19 protein-coding genes are annotated in these 25,279 nt (G+C 58.2%); 15 read left to right on the top strand and 4 right to left on the bottom strand.

Annotated features, from left to right (window positions below):
- Positions 1-149 precede the first annotated feature (149 nt).
- Positions 150-1,274, top strand: a complete 1,125-nt coding sequence (locus ABIQ96_RS16410) for a hypothetical protein (RefSeq protein WP_348215702.1) — start codon at positions 150-152, stop codon at positions 1,272-1,274.
- 244 nt (positions 1,275-1,518) lie between these two features.
- Here the strand turns inward: ABIQ96_RS16410 and ABIQ96_RS16405 are convergent, their stop codons facing one another.
- Complete coding sequence (locus tag ABIQ96_RS16405; RefSeq protein WP_348215701.1) at positions 1,519-2,529, bottom strand: IS110 family transposase; 1,011 nt, start codon at positions 2,527-2,529, stop codon at positions 1,519-1,521.
- A gap of 464 nt (positions 2,530-2,993) precedes the next feature.
- Here ABIQ96_RS16405 and ABIQ96_RS16400 point away from each other — a divergent pair, with 464 nt between their 5' ends.
- A complete protein-coding gene (locus ABIQ96_RS16400; protein WP_348215700.1) occupies positions 2,994-3,335 on the top strand; it encodes a transcription initiation protein in 342 nt (113 codons plus the stop codon).
- A gap of 194 nt (positions 3,336-3,529) precedes the next feature.
- Here ABIQ96_RS16400 and ABIQ96_RS16395 read toward each other — a convergent pair whose 3' ends face one another.
- Positions 3,530-5,380: an acyl-CoA thioesterase gene (locus ABIQ96_RS16395; RefSeq protein ID WP_348215699.1), complete on the bottom strand. Its 1,851-nt coding sequence runs from the start codon at positions 5,378-5,380 to the stop codon at positions 3,530-3,532.
- Between the two features lie 126 nt (positions 5,381-5,506).
- Here ABIQ96_RS16395 and ABIQ96_RS16390 point away from each other — a divergent pair, with 126 nt between their 5' ends.
- The 8 genes from ABIQ96_RS16390 to ABIQ96_RS16355 all read left to right on the top strand — a co-directional run bounded on the left by ABIQ96_RS16390 (position 5,507) and on the right by ABIQ96_RS16355 (position 16,536).
- On the top strand, positions 5,507-6,313 hold the full coding sequence (locus tag ABIQ96_RS16390) for a hypothetical protein (protein WP_348215698.1): 807 nt from the start codon (positions 5,507-5,509) through the stop codon (positions 6,311-6,313).
- A 114-nt stretch (positions 6,314-6,427) separates the two neighbouring features.
- The gene (locus tag ABIQ96_RS16385) at positions 6,428-8,098 is read left to right on the top strand and encodes a SurA N-terminal domain-containing protein (protein WP_348215697.1); all 1,671 of its coding nucleotides are present in this window, start codon (positions 6,428-6,430) and stop codon (positions 8,096-8,098) included.
- A 35-nt stretch (positions 8,099-8,133) separates the two neighbouring features.
- Positions 8,134-8,466, top strand: a complete 333-nt coding sequence (locus tag ABIQ96_RS16380) for a hypothetical protein (RefSeq protein WP_348215696.1) — start codon at positions 8,134-8,136, stop codon at positions 8,464-8,466.
- 194 nt (positions 8,467-8,660) lie between these two features.
- Positions 8,661-10,229 carry a methionine--tRNA ligase gene (metG, locus tag ABIQ96_RS16375; RefSeq protein ID WP_348215695.1) on the top strand — a complete coding sequence of 523 codons (1,569 nt, stop codon included), beginning with the start codon at positions 8,661-8,663 and terminating at the stop codon, positions 10,227-10,229.
- A gap of 538 nt (positions 10,230-10,767) precedes the next feature.
- Positions 10,768-11,142, top strand: coding sequence for a GntR family transcriptional regulator (locus ABIQ96_RS16370; RefSeq protein WP_348215694.1), 375 nt, complete (start codon positions 10,768-10,770; stop codon positions 11,140-11,142).
- A 23-nt stretch (positions 11,143-11,165) separates the two neighbouring features.
- Positions 11,166-12,077, top strand: a complete 912-nt coding sequence (locus ABIQ96_RS16365; RefSeq protein WP_348215693.1) for an ABC transporter ATP-binding protein — start codon at positions 11,166-11,168, stop codon at positions 12,075-12,077.
- A gap of 14 nt (positions 12,078-12,091) precedes the next feature.
- On the top strand, positions 12,092-14,656 hold the full coding sequence (locus tag ABIQ96_RS16360; protein ID WP_348215692.1) for a hypothetical protein: 2,565 nt from the start codon (positions 12,092-12,094) through the stop codon (positions 14,654-14,656).
- A gap of 8 nt (positions 14,657-14,664) precedes the next feature.
- Positions 14,665-16,536, top strand: a complete 1,872-nt coding sequence (locus ABIQ96_RS16355; protein WP_348215691.1) for a hypothetical protein — start codon at positions 14,665-14,667, stop codon at positions 16,534-16,536.
- Between the two features lie 5 nt (positions 16,537-16,541).
- Here the strand turns inward: ABIQ96_RS16355 and ABIQ96_RS16350 are convergent, their stop codons facing one another.
- Positions 16,542-17,753, bottom strand: a complete 1,212-nt coding sequence (locus tag ABIQ96_RS16350; protein WP_348215690.1) for a S41 family peptidase — start codon at positions 17,751-17,753, stop codon at positions 16,542-16,544.
- 158 nt (positions 17,754-17,911) lie between these two features.
- Between ABIQ96_RS16350 and ABIQ96_RS16345 the strand changes: the two genes are divergently transcribed.
- From ABIQ96_RS16345 to ABIQ96_RS16335, 3 genes are all read left to right on the top strand, one after another.
- On the top strand, positions 17,912-19,744 hold the full coding sequence (locus ABIQ96_RS16345; RefSeq protein ID WP_348215689.1) for a hypothetical protein: 1,833 nt from the start codon (positions 17,912-17,914) through the stop codon (positions 19,742-19,744).
- Positions 19,745-19,809: 65 nt separating this feature from the next.
- Entirely contained in the window at positions 19,810-20,817 is a 1,008-nt protein-coding gene (locus ABIQ96_RS16340; RefSeq protein WP_348215688.1) for a hypothetical protein, read from the top strand.
- Between the two features lie 86 nt (positions 20,818-20,903).
- Positions 20,904-21,359 carry a hypothetical protein gene (locus ABIQ96_RS16335; protein WP_348215687.1) on the top strand — a complete coding sequence of 152 codons (456 nt, stop codon included), beginning with the start codon at positions 20,904-20,906 and terminating at the stop codon, positions 21,357-21,359.
- Between the two features lie 6 nt (positions 21,360-21,365).
- Here the strand turns inward: ABIQ96_RS16335 and ABIQ96_RS16330 are convergent, their stop codons facing one another.
- Positions 21,366-22,562, bottom strand: coding sequence for a GAF domain-containing sensor histidine kinase (locus ABIQ96_RS16330; protein ID WP_348215686.1), 1,197 nt, complete (start codon positions 22,560-22,562; stop codon positions 21,366-21,368).
- Positions 22,563-22,678: 116 nt separating this feature from the next.
- Here ABIQ96_RS16330 and ABIQ96_RS16325 point away from each other — a divergent pair, with 116 nt between their 5' ends.
- Positions 22,679-24,004: a CCA tRNA nucleotidyltransferase gene (locus ABIQ96_RS16325; protein ID WP_348215685.1), complete on the top strand. Its 1,326-nt coding sequence runs from the start codon at positions 22,679-22,681 to the stop codon at positions 24,002-24,004.
- 62 nt (positions 24,005-24,066) lie between these two features.
- A complete protein-coding gene (locus tag ABIQ96_RS16320; RefSeq protein ID WP_348215684.1) occupies positions 24,067-25,173 on the top strand; it encodes an Lrp/AsnC family transcriptional regulator in 1,107 nt (368 codons plus the stop codon).
- Positions 25,174-25,279 lie beyond the last annotated feature (106 nt).

Genomic DNA, 25,279 nt, shown 5'->3' with positions numbered 1-25,279 from the left:
GGAGGATTTCCCATTCGGCGTCGGTCAGGCTGCTAGGATAACTTGGCATGGCAAGCTTCTCCAATACATGACCGGATTAGTACAGATTAAAAGTTGGGAATCAGATGTTTTTAAGACAGCCTCTCAGTCGTATCCGCGACCGCCCAATATTGACAAACGACGCTTCACCCTATGATCGATTTGTTGGATTTATAGATCGTTATTTTGAGGAGAATGGATATCATTTTACATTAACAAGCCTCTTAAAGGACTCCCCTGAAATCACACTCTTGCTTGATGGATTGGATGAAGCAGCAAAGCCGTTTCCATGGCTAATTGAAGGTATTAGACACTATTCAAAGAAGCATGTGGGAGTTCAAATTATAGCATCTTCTAGACTGACAGCAGAAAACCTGGATCTGCTTCCGTTTTTCGGAGTTACAATTCGTCCTTTCACTGATTCACAACAGCAATCGTTTATTCGAGGAATATTGGGAGGCAGTGATTCTCACGTCGCTGATGTGGTTTTAACGCATTTGGCTAAGTTCCCCGAAATAAAGGAAGTAACGCGTAATCCGCTACTTGCTACAGTGCTATGCGAAATTGCAAGAAACAACTACAAAACGCTTCCTCGTCAGGAGGCTCGACTGTACGAAGAGCGACTAGACTTACTCTTATCACTCTACGACCCTGCCAAAGGAATATCACGGGTTGAATCTGATCGAATATTTATTAGACAGGCAGCTCAGCGCATAGCGCTACATCTGCACGAACGATCAGTCCGAGCGGCCAGTAGAGACTCTTTATTAGCCTTACTCACTAAAGATTTCCAATACAAACAAGATCAATATTCTATAAAATTGGCTCTTGCGGAACTCCGTGATCCTTGCAACGTGCTTACAGAAATGAATTTTAGAGGCGATCTAGGATTTGGACATTTGAGATTTCAAGAGCATCTCGTGTCTGAAGAACTGAGAAGCTTGCCAGATCTGATAGTTAAAAATATCGGCATACCTTGGTGGAGAGGCGCGATTTACTTGTGGTCTCAGAATGCCAGAGATATTCTTTGGCTTGTTAAAAGACTCGACGAAGAAGGCTTAATTTCGAAAGCCTCCAAAACATTGGACAAAATAATGAGTATGCGCGGGGAGTCAGAGGTAGCAAAAATCGAAGAAATTATGGAAAATGCTGAAATTAGCAGAGATCTGTTGTCCGATCTCGAACTAGGGCGTGATACGTCAATTGTTCAAGATGTCGATTGGCAACAAGAGGACGGACCAATGCCAAATTATTGAGCGCACGGCGGATCGTAAACCGATACGGGGGGGGGCTCACAAATATTTCATGAACGCCTGATAGACCTCCGAGGGGATGTCGAGGAGGGCGTAGTCCTTGGAGGAGACGAAGAGGAGGCTTTGTTTGCCTTTGCCTAGCAGCTCGTTCTCGGAACCGAAGATCTGATGTTCGAGGGTGCAGAACTTGCGGTTGAAGTCGGCGACCTTCGATAGGGTCAGTTACGGTGATGGAATCAAGTGATTTTTAGGCGGTTTTTGGTTGGGTGAGGTGGCTGGGGTTGAACGGCTGTCCGGAGCGCAGGATGCCAAACATGATATGCAGGAGTTTGGTCATGATCGCGCCGATGACGACGATGGATTTCTTGCCCTTCTCCGTGAGCCGGGTGGCGAAGGATTTACAGATGGGATTGAAGCGCATCGCACTCATCGCAGGGAAAAAGAGCGCTTTGCGCAATCTCGAGGAGCCGGCTTTGCTCATTGGCGTGTAGTTCGATCCACTGGTGCCGCTTTGCTTGTGCCGCGGAGTGACTCCGGCGTAGGCGGCGAGCTGGCGGGCATCCCGCAGGACAGTTAGATCGGGCGGCTCGGCCAGGATGATGGCCCCGCTGAGAGATCCGACTCCTTTGATTCCACAAAGCAGCTGGTGCTTGGCACTCAATTCCGCATCGGACTGGATCGTGGAGAGCAGTTCCGCCTCGATGCTCTGGATGTGGCGTTGGAGGAACTGAAGATGGGCTTTGAGATCGCGTTTGACGAATGGGTCAATGGTGAGCCCGAGCCGGTTCTTTTCGGCATTGATTTGGATTTTGAGACTGTCGAGCCGCCGGGAGAGGGCTCGGATCTTGAACTGGGCGGCGCTGGGCCGCTGCCACGCGGGCGGGCGCTGGCTGGCACAGTAGTGGGCGATGAGTCGGGCGTCGGCCGGATCGGATTTGCTGCGTTGATTGCGGCAGGCGGCGTAGCCTTTGATCCGACGCGGGTTCTCGACACTCAGGCGGGCCAGCTTTCCGTCGAGCCGACAGGCGAGGGCGTCGCCATAGGGGCCGGTGGCTTCCATACAGGCGTGCAGGTGGGTGATGTCGACACGTTGTTGGCCGAGCCATTTGAGCAGCGCGGCGTGACCTTTCGAGGTGTTGTCGAAAGACTTCTCCTGATAGATATCAGGACGATCACGGGCCATGAGGGCGACCTGGAAGGTGGCCTTGGCAATGTCGATGCCGAGAGCATGGGTGAGCTTGATTTCGGGCGGATTCATGGTGGAATTGGTTTGGTTCACGCGTGACCGACGAAGACTTGTGGAAGCAGGGCTGCTGGCGACCTGACTCGTGCGATACGGATTTGCAGATCCTGGTTACGGTTCGGTCTCAAACAGCCTGCAAGAGAGGTGGGGGCCTGACTGACCCACGGGCTCGAAGCCTTGTCCTGAATAATTCGGGTTACCCCACCTCCCCCACAAGCAAAGCGGTCGTTGGCGATCCTATCACTCGTGTTTCAATGCCGGAAGCGATCATACGAGTCCCAGCTAACAAGCATTGCGCCAGATTTCTTCCGCTCGATTCCATTAACATTTGAACTGCCCGGGCTCTTGCCATGATCCATCATGGGCAGCCGACCATAACGACCATCTTCGAATCGGAGCTTGATCTCGCCGTTTCCACCACTCAAACGTTTAGCAAGAGACTCCGCGGCGTCTGTCCTCAACCCTAAAGAAAGAGCCCCATGGCCAAGTATCTCATTTCCTTTCCGAGCGCGGCGATGGTGGTGCCCGACGGCGAGTGGGAGGCGGTGGTCCGTGACTCTCACGCGGTCATTGAGGAGGCGAAAGCCGCCGGCGTTTATGTCTTTGGTGGCGGCATCGATGAAGCGGTGCCGCCCGCCCTCGTCTCGGCCGATGGCGCGGTGGCCGAAGGCGGCTACCCATGGGCGCCGCCTCTCAACGGCGGCTTCACCGTGCTGGAACTGCCCTCGCGCGATGAGGCCGTGGCTTGGGCCGCACGCATCGCGAAGGCTTGCCGCTGCGATCAGGAGTTGCGCGTCTTCGGGTTCGACCCGGCTTCATAGGCGGCGCTGGGATGAAAGAAGAGCCGAGCCAGTCGCCAGAGCCAACGGCCTTTCCGGCACCCCTGCCGGGGTGCGGATTCATTTCCGGGAGGGTTCCCGGGGTGGTCGCTTCGCTCGACCCCGGGCTAACGGCTGTGATCCCTCCGGGATGGAGAGGTGGATTGCGACGGTCGCAGACCGCCGCTACAGGATGATTACAGGTATTTCATGAACGCCTGATAGACCTCCGAGGGAATGTCGAGGAGGGCGTAGTCCTTGGAGGAGACGAAGAGGAGGCTTTGTTTGCCTTTGCCGAGGAGCTCGTTTTCGGAGCCGAAGATCTGGTGTTCGAGGGTGCAGAACTTGCGGTTGAAGTCGGCGACCTTGATCTTGATGGTGATGGTGTCGAACTCGCGGGCCTCACGGACGAACTTATGCTCGAAGGAGCGGGTGAGGATGTAGAACTTGGTGGTCTTGAGATCGAAGTCGGGCATCGCGACATTGAAAAAGAGCTCGCGGGTTTTTCCGACGAAGAGGGCATACATGCCGAAGTAAACGTTGCCGACGGAGTTGGTGTCCTGATAGGTGGCGATCATCGAATAAACGAACCATTTGTCCTCGAAGTGGCCGCCGAGGGCGTGGTGGTCGTGCGGGGCGACGACGTCGGAACTGGTGACGACGTTGGCGGTTTTCGTGATGGCCTTGATGGCGGGGATTTCCGAGGCGGCTTCCATCACCTCCCCTGCTTTCTCGGTGACGACGCGGAGGAGGTCGGCATTGAAGACGAGCCACATGACGTAGGCGAGCGGGGCGATGGAGCCGGCGATGAGCCAGACCGTCTGGCTGCTCATGTAGCCGAAGGCGAAGATGACGAGCGAGACGCTGGACATCATGAACATGCGGATCTGCGGCAGCGGCTGTTGGGAGTTCGGCACATAACAGCGGGCGATGGCGAGGGCGGCGTAGCCGACGAAGAAGGATGCGTAGAATACCATGAAGTATTCGAGCTGCAGCTTGGCGAGGATGCCGATGAGGGTGATGCCGCCGATGATGAGGAAGGTGGGAACGGGTGAGCCGAGGATTTGTTTCGGGATCAGCGAGATGAGCATGTTGTCGCTTTTCTCGACGTTTTTCTCGAGGAACCATTTTAAGGCGACGTAGCCGCTATCGAGGGTGGTGAGGGCGCAGATGCCGAGGAAGATGAAGTAGGCCATGCGCATGATGCCGCCGGCTCCGGGGTTGCGTTGGAAATACTGGGTAACCAGGTCGTGGGCGTAGTTGAATTTATCCAGTCCCTCGGTGACGGCGAAATGGCCGGGATCCGCTTTCATTACCCACATGGCGAGGCTGCCGTGGAACAACAGCATCAGGAAGAAGATGGAGCCGCCGAAAAAGTAGCTGGCGCGGATGGAGGTTTTTTCGCGGTGGATCTGGATGGCTCGCTGCCAATGCTGGAGGTCGAGCCACGGACCGACGAGCAGGCCGATGACAAGCGGGATGGCGTAGCCGTAGAACCGTGCGCCGCGCCACATGTCCTGGAATGGCGAGGTCCACTGGAAGGGCTCGGGCACGAGGGGTTTTAGATTGAAGAGGATGACGCCTACGCAGATTGCTAGAATCCCGCCCAACAGGGCGTGGCTCAGCTTGATTTTCGTGATGTTGAATTCCTCGCCGAACAAGCAGCCCGCGGCGAGGATGACGAAGACAATCAGACAGAGATACATCGCCAGCAGCGGCCCGGTGGCAAGCTGGAGCGGGACGAAGAGGTATTTCACCAGCGCGAAGACCGTCAGCGAGAGGGCGACGATCTGATAGAGATAGAGGATCAGCCGAAAGGGTTTCGAAAACTTGTCGAAAAAGATCGCGAGCGATTCCTGTCCGCCGCTGTGGCTTTTCGCGACGTTGTCCGTGAGCAGGCCGAACAGCATCAGGCCGAGGGCATTGGGGATGGCGAACATCAGCAGGCCTTGGAGGCCGAACATGAAGGTCATTTGCACGCTGAAGAACAGTCCAAGCCCCCACATCCACGACAAAGCCACCGAATTCCCCCAAAGGATTGCGTTCAACCAGCGAAAGTTCATAAAGTCCGTCAAGGAACCCGCATTTGCGCCATGGGGCAAGCTAGATTCTTGGCGCAGACTGACCGGAGTTGCATTTCCAGCGGGCCTCGGGAAGTGTTTCTCCCTTTCCCGATGGAGTCCGTTTTGAAATTTCTACTGATCCTCGCGTCGTGCCTGAGCCTGGCGGCGAAAGAGGAGGACGGCTGGATGGAAATCGGCGGCGCGTCGGAGGTTTGGACGGATGCGCTGCCGGTTTGGAATCAGAAGCGGGCGGCGCTGGTGCTGGATTCGCCGGCGAAGACGCGGCTGCGGGCGGCTTTTTTGCCTGCGCCTTTTTCTGGCAAAAAGGCAGGGCTTGAAGATCGGGCGAACGAGTTGCTGGGGATTTTCGAAAAACAGAAGGACGCAGTTTTTACGATCGACTGGCTGGGTGAGGCTCCTTCCGCAGTCGGTTTCGAGCGGGCGGTGCATGTCGGAGATGGCCGGGTCCGGAGTGTTTCCCGAGCAGGCACCACGTCGATCACGCGGACGGTGATTTGCAGCCGGGCGGATGACGCGGTTTTCATCCACCTGATCGCCAACCAGCCGGGGGCGCTTTCGTTCAAGGTGACGCTGGGAGCAGAGGCCGGGGGCAAGGTGAAAATCGAGGACCGGCGGCAATTGATCCTGACCCCGCAGGAAGGGCTGGCGAGCCATGCCTGGGTGCTGCCGTTCGAGTCGGACGTGACGCCGGACGGAGATTCCATCGTCGTCAAGGGCGAGGGCGAGGCGCTGATCGTCTGGAACTACGCTGGGCAAAATGCGCCTGCGGGAGCGATTTCCCGGACTCTCCAGCAGCTCGGCGAGCGTTACGACCCGGGCGACGTTCCGCCGAATCCGGCGAAAATCTGGCAGGGGGTGCTCGCAAGTCATTTGAAATCCATTGAAAATTCGCCTTGAGGCGGGCAAGCGGGTGGAGAGACTCCCCGCCTCGCCCGACACAATTACGATTGAAGCCGTGCGAATCACCCTCTTAACTCGCCGCGCCCCAACCAAGGCAAGCCCTACCATTTCATGATTGAGAACCTCCGCAAATACACCGGCCTGATGATCGCGACCTTCGTGATCCTGTTCATCAGCTTTTTCTTCCTCGATACGCGTTCCGTCCGGAACATGAGCGGCGGCAAGAGCATGTTCAAAATCGCGGGCCGGACTTACAGTGACAAGGAATACCGGAGCTTGGGCGCGGGCTCGTTCGAGCTGGCGTCAATGCTGGCTCAATCCGGCGACTACAGCCTCTATCAATTCATCATGGGCCTGTCCTCGGGAGCCACCGGCAAGGATGACGCTCCCGAGAAATTTTTTGTCGGCCGCATGATCTTGCATCAAGCCAAGGAAGACTACGGCGTCTATCCGAACGATGAGGAAATCTCCGACTTCCTCCGCACGCTGCGGGTCTTCAGTGGCCCTGATCAGAAATTCAGCGCCGAGAACTATCGCAATTTCATCGACCGTGGCATGGGCCGCCTCGGCATGGGTGAGAAGGATCTTCGCGAGCTTGCCGCCGACGTCCTCGCGATGAAGAAGCTTAATGCCATCGTCGGTTCCGGCCTGTCCGTGGATCGCGATGCGGTTGCCAAGAACCTCGCTCTCGAAAGCCAACAGGTCAGCGGTGAGGTCGCCAAACTCGACCTCGCTCCATTCGAAGCGAAAATCGAACCGACCGAAGAGGAGATCAAAAAGTATTGGGATACCGTTTCCGATTCATTCACCACCGAGCCACGCCGGAAGTTCACCTACATCATCGCGACTCCGGAAGTCGTCGTCGATCCGGAGGCTGACAAAGCCGAAGCTCCTGAAACCATCGTCGATGCCACCGCCAGCGACGAAGTGAAGAAGGCCAACGCCAAGAAGAAGGAAGAGGAAAAAGCCAAGCACGCCACCGAGATGGCCGAGGCACGCCGTAAGAAACAGTTTGAGCTCGATACCCTCGTTTCCGATTTCGTCGATAAACTGGAAGAACAAAAGGGCGGTGGTTTCGAGGAACTCGCCAAGGCTAACAAGTGGGAGATCAAAACTTCCGAACTCTTCCCGCTGAGCGCGGTGCCAAAGGATCTCGATCTAACCGTCCGTTTCTCCAGTCAGGGCGGCAAAGCAGCGGATCAACTTTTCCGCATAACGGAAACTTCCGATCCTCTTTCGAAGATTTCGGAAGCCATCCCGGTCGGTGAAAACCAGTGGGTCGTCGCCCGCCTCGACGGCGAGGAGAAATCCCGGCCGAAATCTTATGAGGAGGCTCGCAACGATGCCCGTGCCCAATACATTTCCGAGAAGGCCGCCGAAGCCCTCAAAACCGCCGCTAACGAGGACGTGACCAAGATCAAAGCATCGCTTGCCGCCGGAAAATCCTTCGCTGACGCCGCCAAGGAAGCCGGCATCAACGAGACCAAGGCGTTTACCGCCATCACCAAGACCTCCCGTCCCGATGGTGCCACCCAGCCGCAGAACCTGTTCGAAGCCTCCCGCAACCTCGATCCCGGCAGCATCGCCGATGTCATCACCGAGTCCGACCGCGCCTTCATCCTCTACGTCGCCAAGCGCGAAGTCGTGAAGGAAGAAAACGCCGCCGCTAAAATCGACAGCGAGGTAACTGCCCGCACCAGCGAAAACGAGACCATCGCTTTCACCGCCTGGATCGCCGAGCGTATCGAAGCCGCCAAGGTCGAGACGCTCTATAAGCACTGAGTCGTGGCGATCACCGGTCGCCGCATTTGTCATCCATGTCCGACGACCTGCAGGATCTTTTCGACGACGCCAACGGCTATCTTGCCGTTGGCGAGTTCGATGAAGCCATCGCGCTCTATCGGCGCTGCGTCGCTCTCGACTCCGGTTTTTTTGACGGCTGGCACGCCCTCGGCATGGCCCTTCTGAAAACCGGCCACGTCAAGGAAGCCATCGGCTGCGGCCTCCAATCCGTCACCCTCCAGCCCAACGACCTGCTCGCCTGGACCAGCCTCTCGCAGATGTACGTCCGCGACGGCAACATCCCTGAAGCGGAAGCCGCCAAGGGAAATGCCCGGATCCTCTCGCTCGGCGGGAAAGTGGTGAGATAAGGAGGGTGGGACTGTGGCCCACCAAGACGGTGCGAGGAAAAATTCCCGAGCGAAGCCCATCCCTTTCTCTTTTCATCGACCAAGCGGGCCGAAGTCCCGCCCTCCTTATTGTTTCCCCGCCCTTGCCGAATCGCCCGACTCTGTGATTCCCTTTCCCCGCCACCTGTTGCATCTCTTTTTTCTCACTTTTTCCCATGTTCTACCTCACCACCGCCATCGACTACACCAACGGTTCACCCCACATCGGCCATGCTTATGAAAAGGTGCTTGCCGACGTGATCGCCCGTTACCGCCGGTTACGGGGCGACGAGGTTTATTTCCTCACGGGCGTCGATCAGTTCGGCCAGAAGGTCCAGCAATCAGCCGAGAAGGAGGGTATCACTCCCGAAGAATTCGTGGCTGGGACCACCCGGAAATTTTCAGCACTCTGGGAGAAGCTCTCCGTGAACTACGACGGCTGGGCCGAGACCACCGACAAGCGTCACCAGGCCTGTGTCGGTGCCATCCTCACCGAGCTCAAGGAGCAAGGGCAGCTCTACAAGAAATCCCACTCCGGCCACTACTCTGTCCGGCAGGAGCAATTTCTTCAGGAGCGCGATCGTGACGAGGCCGGCAACTTTGGTCCCGAGTGGGGCGAGGTCGTCGAGATCGAGGAGGAAAACTGGTATTTCAAACTCAGCGACCACACCGATTGGCTCAAAGGCTTCCTCGATGCCCAACCCGACATCATCATCCCCGCGTTCCGTAAATCCGAGTTGCTCAACGCGCTGGAGAAAAACTCGGGCATCGATCTCTGTATTTCCCGCCCGAAGGAACGACTGCGTTGGGGCATCGAATTTCCGTTCGATGAAAACTACGTCACCTACGTTTGGTTCGACGCATTGATCAACTACATCTCCTTCGCCGGTTACAAGGCTGCGCCGGACGCCGGCCTGCCTGAGTTCGAAAAAATCTGGTCGGATCGGCCGCTTCACGTCATCGGCAAGGACATCCTGATTCCCGCCCACGGCATCTACTGGTTCTGCATGCTCCACGCCATGGGCTTCAGCGACGCCCAGATGCCGCGGCTGTTAGTCCACGGTTTCTGGAACGGCATCGGCGGGGTGAAAATGTCCAAGTCCCTCGGCAACATCGTCGATCCCGCGGAACTCGCCGACAAATTCGGCGTCGAGGCGCTGCGCTATTTCCTCATGCGCGACATCGTAACCGGCAAGGATTCCGAGTTCGACATGGAGCGGCTGATCATGCTCTACAACACCGAACTCGCCAACGAATTCGGCAACCTCTGCAATCGCGCGCTCAACATGAGCCAGCGTTTCACCGAGAGCGTTCTCCACAACGTCGGCCCGTTGGAGCCGGAAGACATCGCCGTGCGGACATCTCTAACGGAATCCACCGCCGCCTATCAGGCAGCCATGGACGAGTTCGATATTTCCAAAGGCCTCGAAGCGCTCAACCGCCATGTCGTTCATTGCAATCAATACGCCGAACGCATGAAACCGTGGGAACTCAACAGGAATCCGGAAAACAAGGACCGCGTCGCCACCATCCTCTATCACTTCGCAGAGAGTGTCGCGCACGTCGCGGTCCTGATTTCCCCCATCCTGCCGGAGATCACCGCGAAGCTCGCCGAGCAGCTCAATCTCCCGGGACTGACCACGCTCAAGCTAACCGATCTCCACTGGGGACTTCTTCCCGACGGCCACGTCATCGGGAAGCCACAACCGGCTTTCCCACGCATTGTCGTCGAAAAGCCCGAGTGAAACCAGTGCCTTGCCCTGATTTCTCGGAAATCCTGAATTCCAACCCGGAAAACACGCCTTGTGGCCGTTTTTGGGACCAGTTGGCCGGAATCGGGCCCCAAAATTCCTTCCAATCTCCTGATCTTCAGGTAATTTGAAGTCGTTCTGAGCGAGGTCCGCCTCCTTCAAAACTCCAGCCTCAAAAAGCTGGGCCCAGTGTTCCGATCTTGATCTCCGGGGGGAAGTCAATCGGACAAGGCCCCGCCAGATGGCCCAGAAAAAAGCGCGCGTTGCGAGATCCGGGGGGATATCCAACGCGCGCTTTTCTTTTGTCTAATAAGAAGTGCGGACATTCTGTCCACAAAGGGCCGTGGATGTCTTGTCCGCGAAACCGATGCGCGCGGAGAAAGCCCGGCGCGAAGCTCGTCTCTTCCGCTTCCCATCGTGTAGGTGGACCGGAAATCCCACTGCTTCAAGAACTCCAGAAAACTTTAGCCTTGCCAATCCGCTCCATCCGTATCATTCATACTGTTACAGTTGACACTAGTTCGACCCAATCGTGCTTCCCTTCCGCTTCCAACTCCTCGACGGCCTCCCGGTTTCCGATCAACTCGTGAAAGCCGTCCAACGAGCCGTATTGACCGGGGAAATTGCGGCTGGCGAGAAATTCCCGTCGGTCCGCGTCCTGGCGCAAGAACTTCGGATTTCCCCTACCACCGCCCACAAAGCCGTGATGGAGCTGCGTGATGCCGGATTTCTCGCCACTCGTCCCGGTGCCGGGATGGTCGTGGTGAAACCGGCCGGGGCCTCGCGCGAACAACTCGTCAACCAACTCGGCTCCGCCTGTCGCGATCTGATCCGCCAGGCTTCGCTGCTTGGCCTTTCACCGGAGGAGACCCTCGAAGCGGTCCGTCGGTCTCTTGCTGAAAACTAAACACTGAAACCTAGCAACTTCCCATGAGTGCACTCCTCGAATTCCATCAGGTCACCCGCCGCTTTCCTCGCTCAGTGGCACTGCGACACGCGTCGTTCAGCATCCCCGCCGGATCCGTCACCGCGATGCTCGGACCAAACGGCGCCGGGAAATCCACCGCTCTCAAGATCGCTCTCAATCTGCTGCGCCCGTCCACCGGCCGGGTTGAAATCCTCGGTGTGGATTCCCGCAAACTCGGCCCGGCACAGCTCGCCCGCCTCGGCTACGTCGCCGAAGGAATGGAATTGCCGGACTGGATGACCGTCGATCAATTCCACGCCTGGTGCCGCCCCCTCTATCCAAAATGGGACGCCGATCTGGAACACAAGCTGCGCCGACAATTCGCCCTACCCGGTGATCGGAAGCTCAAGCATCTCTCCCGCGGCCAGCGCATGAAGGCGGCGCTCATCTCCGCCCTCGCCTACCGCCCCGAGCTGCTCGTGCTCGACGAACCGTTCTCCGGCCTTGATCCGCTGGTGCGTGACGAATTCATCACCGGTCTGCTAGAACTCGCCGGCGGGGAAGGTTTCACTGTGTTGCTATCGTCCCACGATATTGAAGAAGTGGACCGCCTCGCCGATCATGTCGTGCTTCTCAACCACGGCGAGGTCGTTCTGGACGAAGATTCGGGTATTTTGTTAGAGCGGCACCGTCGTGTGGAAATCCTGCTCCCCACGGACTTCGGCGATCTCCCGGAATGTCCCGCCACCTGGATCGCCACGCAATCCTCCGGCCGCGTTCTTCGTTTCACCGACACTGCCCACGATCCGGAAGTCCTCGAGGCAACCCTCGCCAAACTGTTCCCCAATTGTCCGCCCGCCGACGTCCACCGCCTCACTCTGCGTGAACTCTTCGTTACGCTTGTCCGCACCGGCCATGCCGATGCCGGGGTCTAACCGCCAACCATGCCATGAACTTCCGCATCATCCTCCATCTTCTGAAAACCGACTGGCGGCGTTTGCGCTGGCTGATCGCCGGGGTCTGGCTGCTCGTTCTTCTGGCGGCATGGCCGGCGGTGACTTTCTCACCCGGGCATTTCGACAACCCGCCGGTCTCGCCGATCCAGCTTTACCGCGACGGCTCGATTGAATCGACGTTAGTGGCGCAGGGCGAAATTTCACCGATGGCGGACTGGGCAAACACGACCGTCGGCTGGTTGCTCACTGGAGCCAGCTTGTTCCTCGCCGCAGCGCTGGGCTTCCACACGCGAGGCTGGACGGCCGGCCGGCCCGTTAGAGCACGCGAAGCCATCGCAGCCAGAGTCGCGGGAATTGCTATTTTTCTGGTGATTCCACTGCTGGCGGTTGTCCCCGCGGTGTCGCTTGTTCATGGATTCGGGCCCGCCGCCTCGGCCCGTGCCTTGCTGGTCAGTGCGGGAACACATCTCCCGAGACTGATCTCCGCATGCCTTTTCGGAGCGTTGTGCGGGAATTGGCTGCGTTGGATCGCCGGTGTATTTGCGTTTGTGGTCACGTCCTCGATGATCCCGCAGTTGTTGGGAATCGGCTCCACCCCATTCATGATCCCTTCTCTGCTGATCTCTTCGGGCCGCTCGATTTACAGGAACTACACGCAAGCGCCACTTACCGTTGTGATTCTCTGCTGCGTGCTTGTCTCCACCTCGCGGCACATGAACGCCTGGCGGAGGATCTGGCTGGCCATCATCGGGGTGCTATTGATCCCCTCCCTGCTGCCCACGGCGACGATTCCGATGGCAGCGGTTCCGAAACTCCCGGATTGGAGCGCCTCGGTAGAACCGGTACTGGCGAGTCCGGAGCTGGCCGGCACCATCACGACGGAGCCGGACTATCGATTTTCCAGCATATCCAGAGACAACGATCATCAACCGGTCCTCCAACTCCAGTTCGAGTGGAAATCGAAAGGCCTGCGGTCTGGGGATTTTGCCGAGTGGTTTCCCACGGGGAATGGAGAACTCAGATCGGGAAACGAATTGATCTCATCCCGCCATTCGGATCAAAGGGTGATACGCTCCGAATATGGCGGCATCGATAGCGGTCTCGACAGACAAGCGTTGTCCGCTGCTGTGGCATCGGGAAATGAGCCCGTGAAATTCAGCGCGTTTTACGATCAGATCGCGAACTCCCCGCTATCCCATGACCTTTTCGGTGCGGTCGAACCCGGGCTCTACAAGACGGCATCGCTCGATACGGAACTCTCGGGAGTCGCTTATCGATATGCGAAGCTGTTAGACATTCCCTTTGGTCAGCCCGCGGGAGCAACTGTGGACGGTGTGAAAGTCCACGTCCGCCGTCTGGATCTCGTAGGCTCGTGGCCGGTCGCGGATGTCTGTTATGTCAATTCAAAACCCTGGGGCACACCTCGGCTTTACGGGCTCCCGAGTTACTCGTGGATTCCCGTGATATATCTTCCCAAAACCGGCGAATATCACCTGCTCGATAACGCCTACTCTTCCGAAGCGGAGCTCGCGACCGGTTGCATGGCATTCCGTAACATGTATTGGGCGACAGAACGGATCCAAGGCAGAAAATCGAACTTGGAAGGATTCGAATCCGCACGGTTCCTTCTGCTCAAACGTGTTGACCTGGCAACAATGAGGAAATCTTTCCGCAGCGAGACTCTGCCGCTGACCATCAACGATCAGCAAGGCTCGCCGGACAAGCGCGGTTTCCAGGAACCGCCGCCATTTCAATTCCGTCCGGACCCGGCCACGGCGACCGACCGAGATTTCGACCGATGGCTGACCCGCTCTTACGGCACATTCGACTCCCAGGGCTGGGACTCGCGAAACATCGCGGACTTCCTGCCGGGACATCTCGATCAGATCCTCGCACGCGGCGGCGGAGTTCACCCTCCATCCACTCCGGAAGGAAGAGCCATTGCACTGGCTTGCCCGGAAAACCGTCGCGATGAGGTGATCGCTGCTCTTCTCCGGCGGAACAGCTACCCCGATGGCAACTGGATTCCCGACGTGATCCTGCGTCGCGGCTGGGTGGCACAAGCTGCTCCGCAAATCCGGGAAATGGTCGCCAAGGATGCGATCGGAGAAAACTCCTACAGTCAGGTGATGGCCATGTCGCTGGAAGATCCGACGACTTATCAGGCGATCCTCAAGCAACCTCTGTGGCTCGAAGTTTACGAGCAGGCGCGACGGCTGCCGGGAATCGAGCCTGCGCTAACAGAATCTTTGGCGAAACAATATCACGAGGTCGTTAAGAAGAACGATGGTGAGACCCGGGTGAAGATGTCCAGCTTGCTGCTACCCGCAGCCCACGGAATGAACGATGCGTTTTCCGATCTCATGAAAGCGTGGCACTCCGCTCCGCCGAATGATGTCGGAGTCTTCGCCGAAAATCTTCCGAAAGTAATCCAAATCCCCGGCAATCCCAACAACTGGCGTAATACGATCGCCTGGCTCGCCGGCAAGGAAGCCGCCGATTTCCGCTACGACACCCTCGCCCGCCGTTGGGTGCTGGTTTCCGAAAGCCCTCGCTGAACCCCGCCATGAACTCTTACCTCCACGCCTTTCGCACCACATTCCGGCGCTTCCGTTGGGAAATCCTCGCCTTCTGGTTGCTCGGTGCGGCGCTGCTCGCGGCTTTCGCCAGTGGAGGCATCCGGATGCAGGCGCCGTTGGAGCTACGATTCCAGATACAGCCGGCCTACGATCGTTTGGAAATCATCGCTCTTGGCTGGATCGTCCTGCGGCTGATGGCATCGGAATCCGTGCTGATGACGCAGGGTGGTTGGCGATCCCGGCCGATTTCCCGGCTCGCTGCCTGGACAGCGCCCTTCGGGGTTCTGGCCGCCACCTTGCTGCCCCTTTTCCTTCTGCGAATCATCATCATCCAACAAGCGGTGTCGCCAGACGCCCGGCAATGGCTCCACATTTTCACCTGCAGCTTTCTCCCCGCCGCCGGCTTGCTATTGCTCGCCGCGCTCATCCTACGGGCGGGTGCGGCTCTGATATCTCGCCGCGATGCGGGACGATGGAAAAAAGTCGTTTTCGGCCTGCTCTGTCTGGCCGGCATCGCGGTTTGGTTCATTCCGGCGACACGCTGGCCGATCCTCCGGTTACTGAACAGCGAGCGACTCTACCGGAGCGGCGGTGGTGGGATGAACTTCGGCAACTACGTCGCCGGTATCCAGGAACTGCTCCCACCAAGCGGAAAATATGTCGGAGACTGGATAATCTGGTCGCCGCCAACGCCACGCATGCGCGAGGTTTTCCGGTTCAAGCCCAAACAAGGCCTCGTCTTGCGACAACCCGGCATCCGGGTGGAAATGAAGCACATCCGCCCAAGCGGAAACCGGCTGGACCTCGCGTTCGACATCGAAGCGGCGGACCCGTTGCTCATCGACGACCTGTGGACGGGAGTCATGGTCCTGCGCTACGCCGGCAATCTGTATGTCTTCCGCCGCCAAAGCTCGGATTGGCAGGAAACCCCACCGGTCTCGGTCCTGCCACTGACGACAATTCATGTGATCGGCTACTTCGATTCCCCCGTTGGCTACTTGTGGAACGAACGGAGCTGGGAAGAGCTGCTTCAAGACGCCGAGCTAATGGTTTTCATGCCCGACAAATCGCGACCGCCCATCCGCTTCCTCCGCGAAGCCGAGGTGCCGAAGCTTGAGATGAAGCATCCGCCGGGCCTCGCGGGCGAGGTGGAGACCGTGCTAGACGAACTCGACACAAGTTGGGAACACCAAAAAGAAATGGCGAAAAAAGGCTCAACCTTTCCCCGCGAGGCCATGCCCTACATCCTCGCCCGGCATCCATGGTCGGACGACGCTTGGGAAAATCTCATTCGTCCTTTTCTCCTCAAACACTCGGACGAATCCGACAAGTCCGCCATCCTCGAACGCCTGCCTAAGGAACCCCGCCTTGGTGAAATCATGGTGGCGAGAGGCTGGCAAAAGGAAGCGATCCCACTGCTGCGAAAATTCGCCGCCGACCGCCTTCCGCTCGATGCCGATTCTCTCGCCGCTCTAGCCAGCGAACACGACCCCGCCTTGTCCTCGGACCTTGCTGCGCTTTCCGCCCGACTTCCGGACGGCGTGGAAAAACTCGAACCCCTTCTCCGTGACCAACCCGGTTTCGACTGGCCCGCCTTCGTCCACGACGGCTGGCTGCGGCGGAAATACTCGTTCCGCCGCGAAGGGCCGATCCAGCCCTTCAACTTCTGGGCCGCTGGCGAAGGTGATTTCTCAGCCTTCCGCTACACCGCAGAACAAGCCGCCCGCGGCGAAATGCCGGAAGTCTCGCAGATCGCCGGTCTCGTCGAGGGCGAGCATGACGATCTGATAGGCTTCTTACGGGAAAATATCGATCACATGAAATTCGATCCCGCGGCGCGGAAATGGCATAAAGAGTGAGTCGCCTATTTCACCTTCATCGCAGCTTCCATCACCGGATCCTGCCAGGCTTCGATGGCTTTGCGTTCTTCCGGTGCCAGCGAGTCGATCTGGCAGCGCTTCATAAAATTCGCGCGACTTGCATCGTCGATCACCACCGGCACATCAGGCGTGATCCCCTTCCGATGCGGCGTGTTTCCGGACGGCGTGTGATAGGTCGCGATGGTCAGGCGCAGTGCCGTCCCGCCACCCATGGGAATGATGTTTTGCACCGAGCCTTTACCATAACTCAATTCGCCAACCACCTTCGCCCGTTTGAGATCCTGCAAGGCTCCGGCAGTTAGTTCCGAAGCCGAGGCGGACATCCGGTCGAGCAGGACGACCATCGGATAGTCGCGTTTCCGGCGTTGGCGATCGGGAGTTTTCATCGGTTCGCTCACCTCGCCATCACGGCCATGGGTGGTGACGACGGCGGTGTCCGGCGGGAGAAACAGACCGAGAATTTTCACTGTCTCGTTCAAATCCCCGCCGCCGTTTCCCCGCAGGTCGAGGATCAATGATTTCATGCCGCTGTCTTCAAGTTCGTCGAGCGCGGCTTCCATTTCACGGGCGCAGTTCGCTCCGAAGCTCGCCAGCCGGACGTAGCCAAGACCGGTCGCTTTATCCTGAATTTTCGTCTCCACCACCGACCGATGTTCGACCACCCGATGCACCAGCGCCACCTCGAACGGCTGCGGTGCCGCCGGCGATTTGAGTTTCAGCCGCGACTTCTCCCCTGCCGCGCGTTGGAGCGGCTCGGTCAGATCGGAAAACTTCACGCCCGCCGTGCTCCTGCCGTCGATTTCCAACAACCCCGAACCCGGCAAAACTCCGGCAACCGCCGCAGCTCCGAGCGGTGCGACCGCGGCGATGTAAGGACCATCGTCGCGCAACCCCAGCGTGATGCCCAGCGACGATACTTCCGGATTGAGATCCTTGTTCTCCCGCATCTGCGTGGCCATTTCCGGATGAATGAATGACGAGTGCGGATCAAGGCTGGCGAGCATGCCTTCCAGCGCGTGATTCACCAACCGTTCGTAGGCCAACCGGTCCACGTCCGGGTGACGCTTGCGAACCGTTTCAAGGACTTCAACGAACCGTTCGATCGCCGGGTAGGCTGCTTCCTCCGGGTCCGGCAGCGTCGGCTCGGCCGCAACCGCCATCATACCGATTCCCCAGAGCACGCAAACGAATTTCATGAAGGCACCACTATCATCCGGATGGCAGCGCGACAGGCAAAAAATCCACCACCCGCCACCTCGCTAACAAACGTTCTTCCCCATCGCGGAAGAATCTGTATCAATGGAAATCGAAAATAGCGGTCCCGATCCGCGCCCCGCACGTGATCAAAGAAGCCATGAAACGCTCCCCCATTTTGTCAGCCGTCCTCGGTCCGCTCGCCGTGGCGATGTTGTTCACCGGCTGCGCGGTCCAGCGGGGCATCGAAGTGTTGAAAGAGCCGGTGGCCCGCAGCTCAGGATTGGCGGTTCTATTTGACCGGGGACGATTCTCCCCCTCCACAAACGACGTCTTGCGCCGCGAAGGACTATCCGGAGAGGATCCGGACGCCACGATCCGGGCCTTGAACGATAAACTCCGTGGCGGCGGGCAACTTGATGTCCGGCTCGCCGCCGCCGAGGTTTCCATCGGTGCCGGACTGCGGGACGATGAGAAAGAGATCAGCCGGGCGTTCGGCTATCTACTCACCGCCGTCGAACTCAGCGAGCCCGGTCTGGCCCTGCCGGATTCCGATTTGAAAACCAAGCTGGAGGACATCTTCGACCTGGGCTCCGGGGAAATCGCCGCGCTACTCCATCGTCAGGGACTCGCTGACGGGCAGCGGTTGGAAATCGCCGGTCCGCTGAGAACCTATCTGTTAAAATGGAAATCCGGCAGTACCGGCATCAAGCGAGCGGACTACTACGACACACTCACGCCGACCAGTCGCATGAAAGTCAGGGGATATGAAACCGTCAACGTGAGGCCCGGTGTTGGCGGCTGCATGGTCGGCTATCGGGACGGCACCGAAGAGCGCCGGATCAAGGAACCCTTCATGCCGCTCACTGGCTACGCCGTGCCGCTCACCGCCACCCTGGACTGGAGCGGCGGAGGCGCGGAAGTGGTGTTGCACGATGTGCTTGAAGAGGAAAAAGTCACCCTCGCGGGCAAAATCTATCCGCTCGCTGCGGATTTCACCGCCGCCGTCGCCACCGCTTCCGCAGCAACTCCGGGCGGCGATGTCGGCTGGCTCGGCCTGATCCGCCCCGGACAGGCCAGCGCGAAGCAAGGACTCTATCTGTTGGAACCCTGGCGTCCCGACCGCATTCCGCTGATCCTTGTGCACGGCCTCATGTCCAGTCCGCGCACCTGGGAAACGGTCATCAACGCCTGCTACGGAGACCCCGTCATCCGGAAAAACTATCAGATCCTCGTCTTTTTCTATCCAACCGGTTTCCCGATCGCCGAGAATGCCGCCACCCTGCGCGAACGGCTCAAGGCATTCCAGGAACTTTACGACCCCCAGCGCAGCAACACGAAAATGCGCGAAACGGTCATGGTCGGCCACAGCATGGGCTGCAACCTCACCAACTTCCAGATCCGGGACGGAGGCGATAGCCTGTGGTCCCAGTTTTTCAACAAACCCATCAGCGACATGGACTTGCCCCCAGCGGAGAAGGCCGAGTTGCAGAGAAGAATCTATTTCAAAGCGAACCCGGACATCAGCAGGGTCATCTTCATCTGCGGCCCGCACCGAGGCAGCCCGATTGCCAACGGTTGGATCGGAATGCTGGCCATCGATCTGATCCGGCTGCCACTCACGACCATCAATTACGCGAGCAACAACATCCTGAGTTTCACCACCGGTCTGGGGCACAGCGTCATCAGCGAGTCGCATTCCAGCATCGCCAATCTCGACGTGAATTCACCGGTGCTGGTGTCGATTTTGAAGCAACCGATGCCTGAAAAGCCGGTCATCCACTCGATCATTGGTGACCGCGGCAAAGCGTCCGGTGTCGGTAGTTCGGACGGTGTCGTGCCTTACTGGAGTTCCCACCTCGATGGCGTGAAATCCGAATATTGGATCCCCGCCTCCCACACCACCGCCACGCGGAATCCCCAGAATGCCCGCGAAATCCGGCGGATACTTTACGAGCATCTCGGGAACAAGCTGCCAGCCGCGAGCCACTAATTACCGGGATTGCAATTCCTAACATTGGTGTTGGCCGGGCACGCGCTTTTTGAAAACCTCCGGGTATGAGAATGATTTTTAGCGTCATCGGCACTTTGGTCCTGTCCGCGGTGATTTCCTGCAAGCGTCAGCCTGAAACTCCCGTTTCCAGCGCGGCGATGGAAGACGTGACCACCTTCCGCGGCGAGGTCCGGCAGCATTATAACAACCGCAGGTTTGCGGAGCTGGAGGAAATCGCGAGCAAGGTCCGCTCCGGCAAGGAAAGGGTGCGTTACGGTGACTGGAAGATCTACCATTTCTATCAGGCGATGGATTGCCGGGAGGATGAGCAGGAAAGCATGTGGAAACTGCACGAACAGATCCACCGCGAGTGGCTGGAGAAGTTTCCGCAATCGATCACGGCCCGCGTGGCGCAGGCCGAATTTCTAACTACCTATGCATGGCACGCCCGCAGCGACGCCACCGCGAAATACGTTTCGGAGGAGGGATGGCGTTTGTTCCACGAACGGCTTGCCGCGGCGCGGACGGTGCTGGATCAATCCAAATCCCTTTCGCCCGCTTGTCCGATGTGGTGGTATACTTGCCAGACGGTGGCCCTCGGCCAGGAATGGAGCCGGGGGGAATACGATGCGTTGTTCGCCAGTGCCAAGGCTTTCGAGCCGGAATTTTTTCCCTATGATTGCTCACGGGCGAAGTATTTGCTGCCTCGATGGCATGGCAAGCCGGGCGAGTGGGAGGAGGTCGCTGAGAAGCAAATCAAACTCCAAGGAGCGACCGGGTCCGAAATTTACGCCCGGGTCGTCCAGGAGCAGGAAGGTTATTACGACAATATCTTCCAACGATCCGCAGCCTCATGGAGGAAAACCCGCAAGGGATTCGACGACCTGCGGACCCATTATCCTGACTCGCTGGAACTGCTCAACACCTACTGCCGCATGGCCTGCATCGCCGGCGACCGGGAACAAGCGCGCAAGCTCTTCGGAGAAATTGGTGAAAACAAAGTCCAAAGTTGCTGGCGCGTGAAGGGCGACGAATACGAGCGGGCGAAGGCGTGGGCCATGGCGTCGAAATAAATGCGGCTGGAAATCAAAATTCCATGATCCAAATTCCTGCGAATGGCGGTTTAATCGATGGAAGGCAGAACCCGACCCACAACCCTATGAAACGACGTGAATTGATCAAATCCCTGGCCCTGACGGTCGCGGGTGGCGGAGCATATTTCCTCGCAAATGCCCCGGCATCGGCGGAAAGCCTCAAGCCCCACGAGAAGGGCTTGGCGGTGGGGCAATCTCTCCGATATGACGATGGACTGAAGCTGACATTTGTCGGCGTGCGCAACGACAACCGCTGCCCGATGGGTGCCCTGTGCATCGCCGCGGGTGACGCGGAAGTCCTACTTCTCGCGTACGTAGGAAGACAGCCGGCGAAACTCATCCGCGTCCATACTTACAACGAACCGCGAGTCGTGGTTCTCTCCGCTGTGCCTCCGGGCATGGTCGGGATTCCGAAATCATATTCGGTGCGGGTGGGTTCGTTAAGTCCGCTGCCGAGAATTGGCAAGAAGCTGAAGCAATCCGACTATCGCCTGGTCCTCGACATCTCGGTGGCTGTCTAACAAAAATCAGGACGGGGACAACTCTCCGGGTCCTGCTGACGGCATCGAGAAGGTGAACTTTGTTTCTTCTTCCGTCGAATCGACTTCCAGCGAACCGCCGTGGGATTTCGCGATCTGCGAGGCGATGTAGAGACCGAGACCGAGGCCTTGTTTGTTCTGATCGGACTCGCCGCGAGAAAACGGTTCGAACAACCGCTGGCGGATCCCTGGCGGGATGGGATCCGACGCGTTGGCAACAGTTAGGTCGAATCGCCCGCCACCGCTCGATGCGGTGATCGAGACCGGAATTTCGGATTTCCCGTGGTTCATTGCGTTGGCCAGCAGATTGGCAAAAAGCTGGGAGAGGCGGCGCGGGTCACATTGAACGGACTCCGCAAGCGCAATGCGGGCTTCAATTTTCCGATCCGGCCAAATGGTCCGCATCTCGCAGATCACATCCTCCAACAGCGGCTGGAGCGTCGATGACGATTTACTTTCCAAGCTGATCCCACCACCGAGGCGGCCGCGGGCGAAGTCCATGACGTCGTCGATGAGTCCGAACATGCGGACAGCGCTCTGCCCCATCATTTGAACGAGTGCGGCGGTTTGTTCTTCGAGTTCGCTTTCCTTGAGCAGGTCCACGCCCAGAGTGATCGCGGACAACGGACTTCGCAGGTCGTGGCCGAGCACGGCGATGAATTGCTCGCGCAGCATGGCGTTTTCGCGCTCGGCGTTGAGCTCGGACTCCTTCACCGCGAGGTTGTCCGCGGCATCGATGTGAAAGGCGATAAGCTGCGCGAACATCGTGAACATGCCGACGACCGCCGGGGTGTTCAACAACGCCGGCTTGGGATCGATGGCGCAGAGTGTTCCGAAGACTTTTCCATCAGGCAGGATGATCGGGACGGAGATGTAACTTTGGAACCCATATTGGAGAGGGATCGGGTGATCCCTATAAATTTCGTCTTCGGCAACGTGATCGATGATCACCGGCTGACGACGCTGGCAGATTCCGTGGCAGAAGGTCGATGACAGTTCCAGTTCGTTGCCCGGCATCAATCCGAATTCGATCCGATCGAGCACACTGCACGCAATCCATTGGCTGTCCGTCACCCGTGAAACCGCCGCGAAACCCATTCCAGTGGTCCGGCACACGACATCGAGGATCGTCGGCACGGCGGGAATGCGACTGATGAGGGCGACGTCTTGAGAAACGGGGTCCATGGAATGGCTCGATCATTCCGGCCTGATCGGAAATGGCGAGTTGATTCAGCCGTTGTGAAATCCGCTGTTGCCCGTTCCATCTTGAATCCGGACGGCGGACAGCCAATGGTTTCCCCATGTCCGAACGCGAAGCCGCCCTCGAACTTGCCCGCCGACTGACGGCGGCGGGGTACGTGGCGTTGTTTGCCGGAGGCTGTGTGCGGGATAAATTACTGGGCCGGGAGCCTAAGGATTATGACATCGCGACCTCGGCGAGGCCGGACGAGGTGCTGAAACTTTTCCCAGGATCCAACGAGGTGGGCGCGCATTTCGGAGTCGTGATCGCGAAAAATCACGGAGTCCATGTGGAGATTGCAACGTTCCGAACCGACGGCAGCTACAAGGACGGACGGCGGCCGGAAATGGTGACGTTTTCGACTCCGGAGGAAGATGCGCAGCGTCGGGATTTCACGGTGAACGGATTGTTTGAAATACCTGACAGCGGCGAGGTGATCGATCATGTCGGCGGATTGTCAGACCTCAAGGCCGGGCTGCTGCGGGCGATCGGTGATCCGGTGGCGCGGTTCAGCGAGGACGGCTTGCGCCTGTTGAGGGCGGTTAGGTTTTCTACCACGCTGGGATTCGAGCTCGAAGCCGGAACCCAGGCGGCAGTGCGATCCTGCGCCCCATTGTTAGCCCGGATTTCCACGGAGAGGATCCGCGATGAGTTTTCGAAAATCCTAACATCACCTCGCCGCCGCTCTGGAGTGGAGTTGCTGGTGGAGACGGGTCTGATGGAATATGTGATGCCGGAGTTTATTAAAACCATCGGCTGCGAGCAACCGCCGGAATGGCATCCGGAAGGTGACGTCTACATCCACACCTGCATCATGCTTGAGATGTTAGGGAATGATGCGCCGCTGGAAATCTCCCTCGCGGTGCTGATGCACGACATCGCCAAGCCTCCCTGCCAGACACGCGACGATGACACCGGGCGCATTCGTTTCAACGGTCACGACGCGATGGGTGCGACGATGGCGGACGAGATCCTGCATCGCCTGCGCTACCCGAACGACGTCATCGCGGCCGTGGTGCCGATGGTGGCGCGGCACATGCAATTCATGAACGTGCAGCAGATGCGGACCGCAAAATTGAAGCGATTCATGGCCGAGCCGACCTTCGAGCAGGAAATGGAGCTGCACCGCGTGGATTGCGGATCGTCGAATGGATTTACGGACAATTACGAATTTCTCCAGGCCAAGGCGGAGGAGTTTGCAAAGGCTCCCCTGATCCCGCCGCCACTGGTGACCGGACGGGATTTGATCAAACTCGGACTCCAACCCGGCCCGAGGTTCAAGGAAATCCTCGACGCCATCCAAACCGAGCAACTCGAAGGACGAATCCTTGATCGTGAGCCCGCCATGGACTACCTCAGGGAACTCGCTGCCGAAACTTCCGCATGATTCGCGCAGTATCCGGCAAGATCAGCGGCGCAAGTTCCTCCATTCCATCCACTTTTTCACTCATGAATTCCACCATCCCCGTCGAGCACACCGATCCCGTCAACGCGCAGATTCTCGCTATTTCCGAAGACCTGATCGCGGGATTCCAGCGTTATCCGTTTCATCTGATCGCCGAGAAATCCGGAGTGCCGCTGGAAACGGTGATCGAGCGGATCCGCGCGATGGTCGAGGCCGGTATCGTCCGCCGGGTACGGCAAACGTTACTCTCCACGAAACTGGCGCACGGCGCATTGGTCGCATGGAAAGTGCCCGAGGAAAAACTGAACGACGCGTTTGATTTCATGGCGAAGGAGGATCCGTTTTCCGGGCACGTGGTAATCCGCTCGACGGACACCGAGGTTTCCGGATCGGGCTACCGGCTGTGGACGACACTCAAGGTACCGGTTGGCGAGTCACTGGATTTCCACGCCACCGCGCTGCTTCGGCTAACAGGAGCGACCGAGTATTTGCTGATGCCGGCAAACGGAGTTTTCGCGCTCGGCGTCGGTCACACCCGCCGCAAAATCCTCGAACCGGGCGACAAGGCCGATGAACCCGCCGACATGATGACGACCACAGCCGTCGATCTAACTGACGAAGAGTGGGAAGTGCTTCTGGCTTTGAAGGAAGAGCTCACGCTCGATGAAATCTGTGAGAATCCGTGGGATAAGCGTGCGCAAATCGCGGGTGTTAGCCTGGTCCGTTTTTGTGAGGTTGCCGAAACATTGAACGCGAAAAAAGTGATCGGACGCTTCTCCACTTTCCTCGAACACGTCAAGCCGTCCGCCACCGGCGAGCGCGTGACTCGATTTAACGGACTGTTCCACTGGGCGGTGCCGAAAGGTCGGGAAGAGGAGGCAGGCGGCGAAGTCGGCCGCCACTTTTGCATGACTCATGCGTATTGGCGCGAAGGTGGTCCGCAGTTCGGCAACGTCAATGTGATGGGCGTGGTCCACGGTACCGAAAAGCCGCGCGTTCTTGAGCACAAGGCGGCGATCGACAAGCACCTCGCCGCCGTGGGAATTCCCGTTTCCTACACCAATGTTTTCTGGGGCGGACGTTCGGAAATCAAGCCATCGGAAATTTCGCCGAAGGTGTATGCCGAGTGGCACGCCAAGCACGCCGGTTGAGAATTTCCAGATGAAATCTGAGTGCGCCGATGTCATACTAGGTATTCACAACGTCAGGCGGTATTTTCGTAAATTGAGTAGAATTTTCGTGTATCCTCGACGGGAT

This window comes from Luteolibacter sp. (assembly GCF_039920825.1).
In the GTDB taxonomy this organism is placed as follows: Bacteria; Verrucomicrobiota; Verrucomicrobiia; order Verrucomicrobiales; family Akkermansiaceae; genus Luteolibacter.
The sequence above is the reverse complement of the archived record's forward strand: the minus strand, read 5'-3'. Positions and strand labels throughout refer to the sequence as shown.

Bases quoted from the DNA above. Each gene is read 5' to 3' on its own strand.
- ABIQ96_RS16400 (WP_348215700.1), top strand. From the start codon at position 2,994: ATGGCCAAGTATCTCATTTCCTTTCCGAGCGCGGCGATGGTGGTGCCC.
- ABIQ96_RS16345 (WP_348215689.1), top strand. From the start codon at position 17,912: ATGAAACGCTCCCCCATTTTGTCAGCCGTCCTCGGTCCGCTCGCCGTG.
- ABIQ96_RS16325 (WP_348215685.1), top strand. From the start codon at position 22,679: ATGTCCGAACGCGAAGCCGCCCTCGAACTTGCCCGCCGACTGACGGCG.
- ABIQ96_RS16350 (WP_348215690.1), bottom strand. From the start codon at position 17,753: ATGAAATTCGTTTGCGTGCTCTGGGGAATCGGTATGATGGCGGTTGCG.
- ABIQ96_RS16365 (WP_348215693.1), top strand. From the start codon at position 11,166: ATGAGTGCACTCCTCGAATTCCATCAGGTCACCCGCCGCTTTCCTCGC.
- ABIQ96_RS16380 (WP_348215696.1), top strand. From the start codon at position 8,134: ATGTCCGACGACCTGCAGGATCTTTTCGACGACGCCAACGGCTATCTT.
- ABIQ96_RS16360 (WP_348215692.1), top strand. From the start codon at position 12,092: ATGAACTTCCGCATCATCCTCCATCTTCTGAAAACCGACTGGCGGCGT.
- ABIQ96_RS16405 (WP_348215701.1), bottom strand. From the start codon at position 2,529: ATGAATCCGCCCGAAATCAAGCTCACCCATGCTCTCGGCATCGACATT.
- ABIQ96_RS16390 (WP_348215698.1), top strand. From the start codon at position 5,507: ATGGAGTCCGTTTTGAAATTTCTACTGATCCTCGCGTCGTGCCTGAGC.
- metG (WP_348215695.1), top strand. From the start codon at position 8,661: ATGTTCTACCTCACCACCGCCATCGACTACACCAACGGTTCACCCCAC.
- ABIQ96_RS16335 (WP_348215687.1), top strand. From the start codon at position 20,904: ATGAAACGACGTGAATTGATCAAATCCCTGGCCCTGACGGTCGCGGGT.
- ABIQ96_RS16330 (WP_348215686.1), bottom strand. From the start codon at position 22,562: ATGGACCCCGTTTCTCAAGACGTCGCCCTCATCAGTCGCATTCCCGCC.
- ABIQ96_RS16340 (WP_348215688.1), top strand. From the start codon at position 19,810: ATGAGAATGATTTTTAGCGTCATCGGCACTTTGGTCCTGTCCGCGGTG.
- ABIQ96_RS16320 (WP_348215684.1), top strand. From the start codon at position 24,067: ATGAATTCCACCATCCCCGTCGAGCACACCGATCCCGTCAACGCGCAG.
- ABIQ96_RS16385 (WP_348215697.1), top strand. From the start codon at position 6,428: ATGATTGAGAACCTCCGCAAATACACCGGCCTGATGATCGCGACCTTC.
- ABIQ96_RS16355 (WP_348215691.1), top strand. From the start codon at position 14,665: ATGAACTCTTACCTCCACGCCTTTCGCACCACATTCCGGCGCTTCCGT.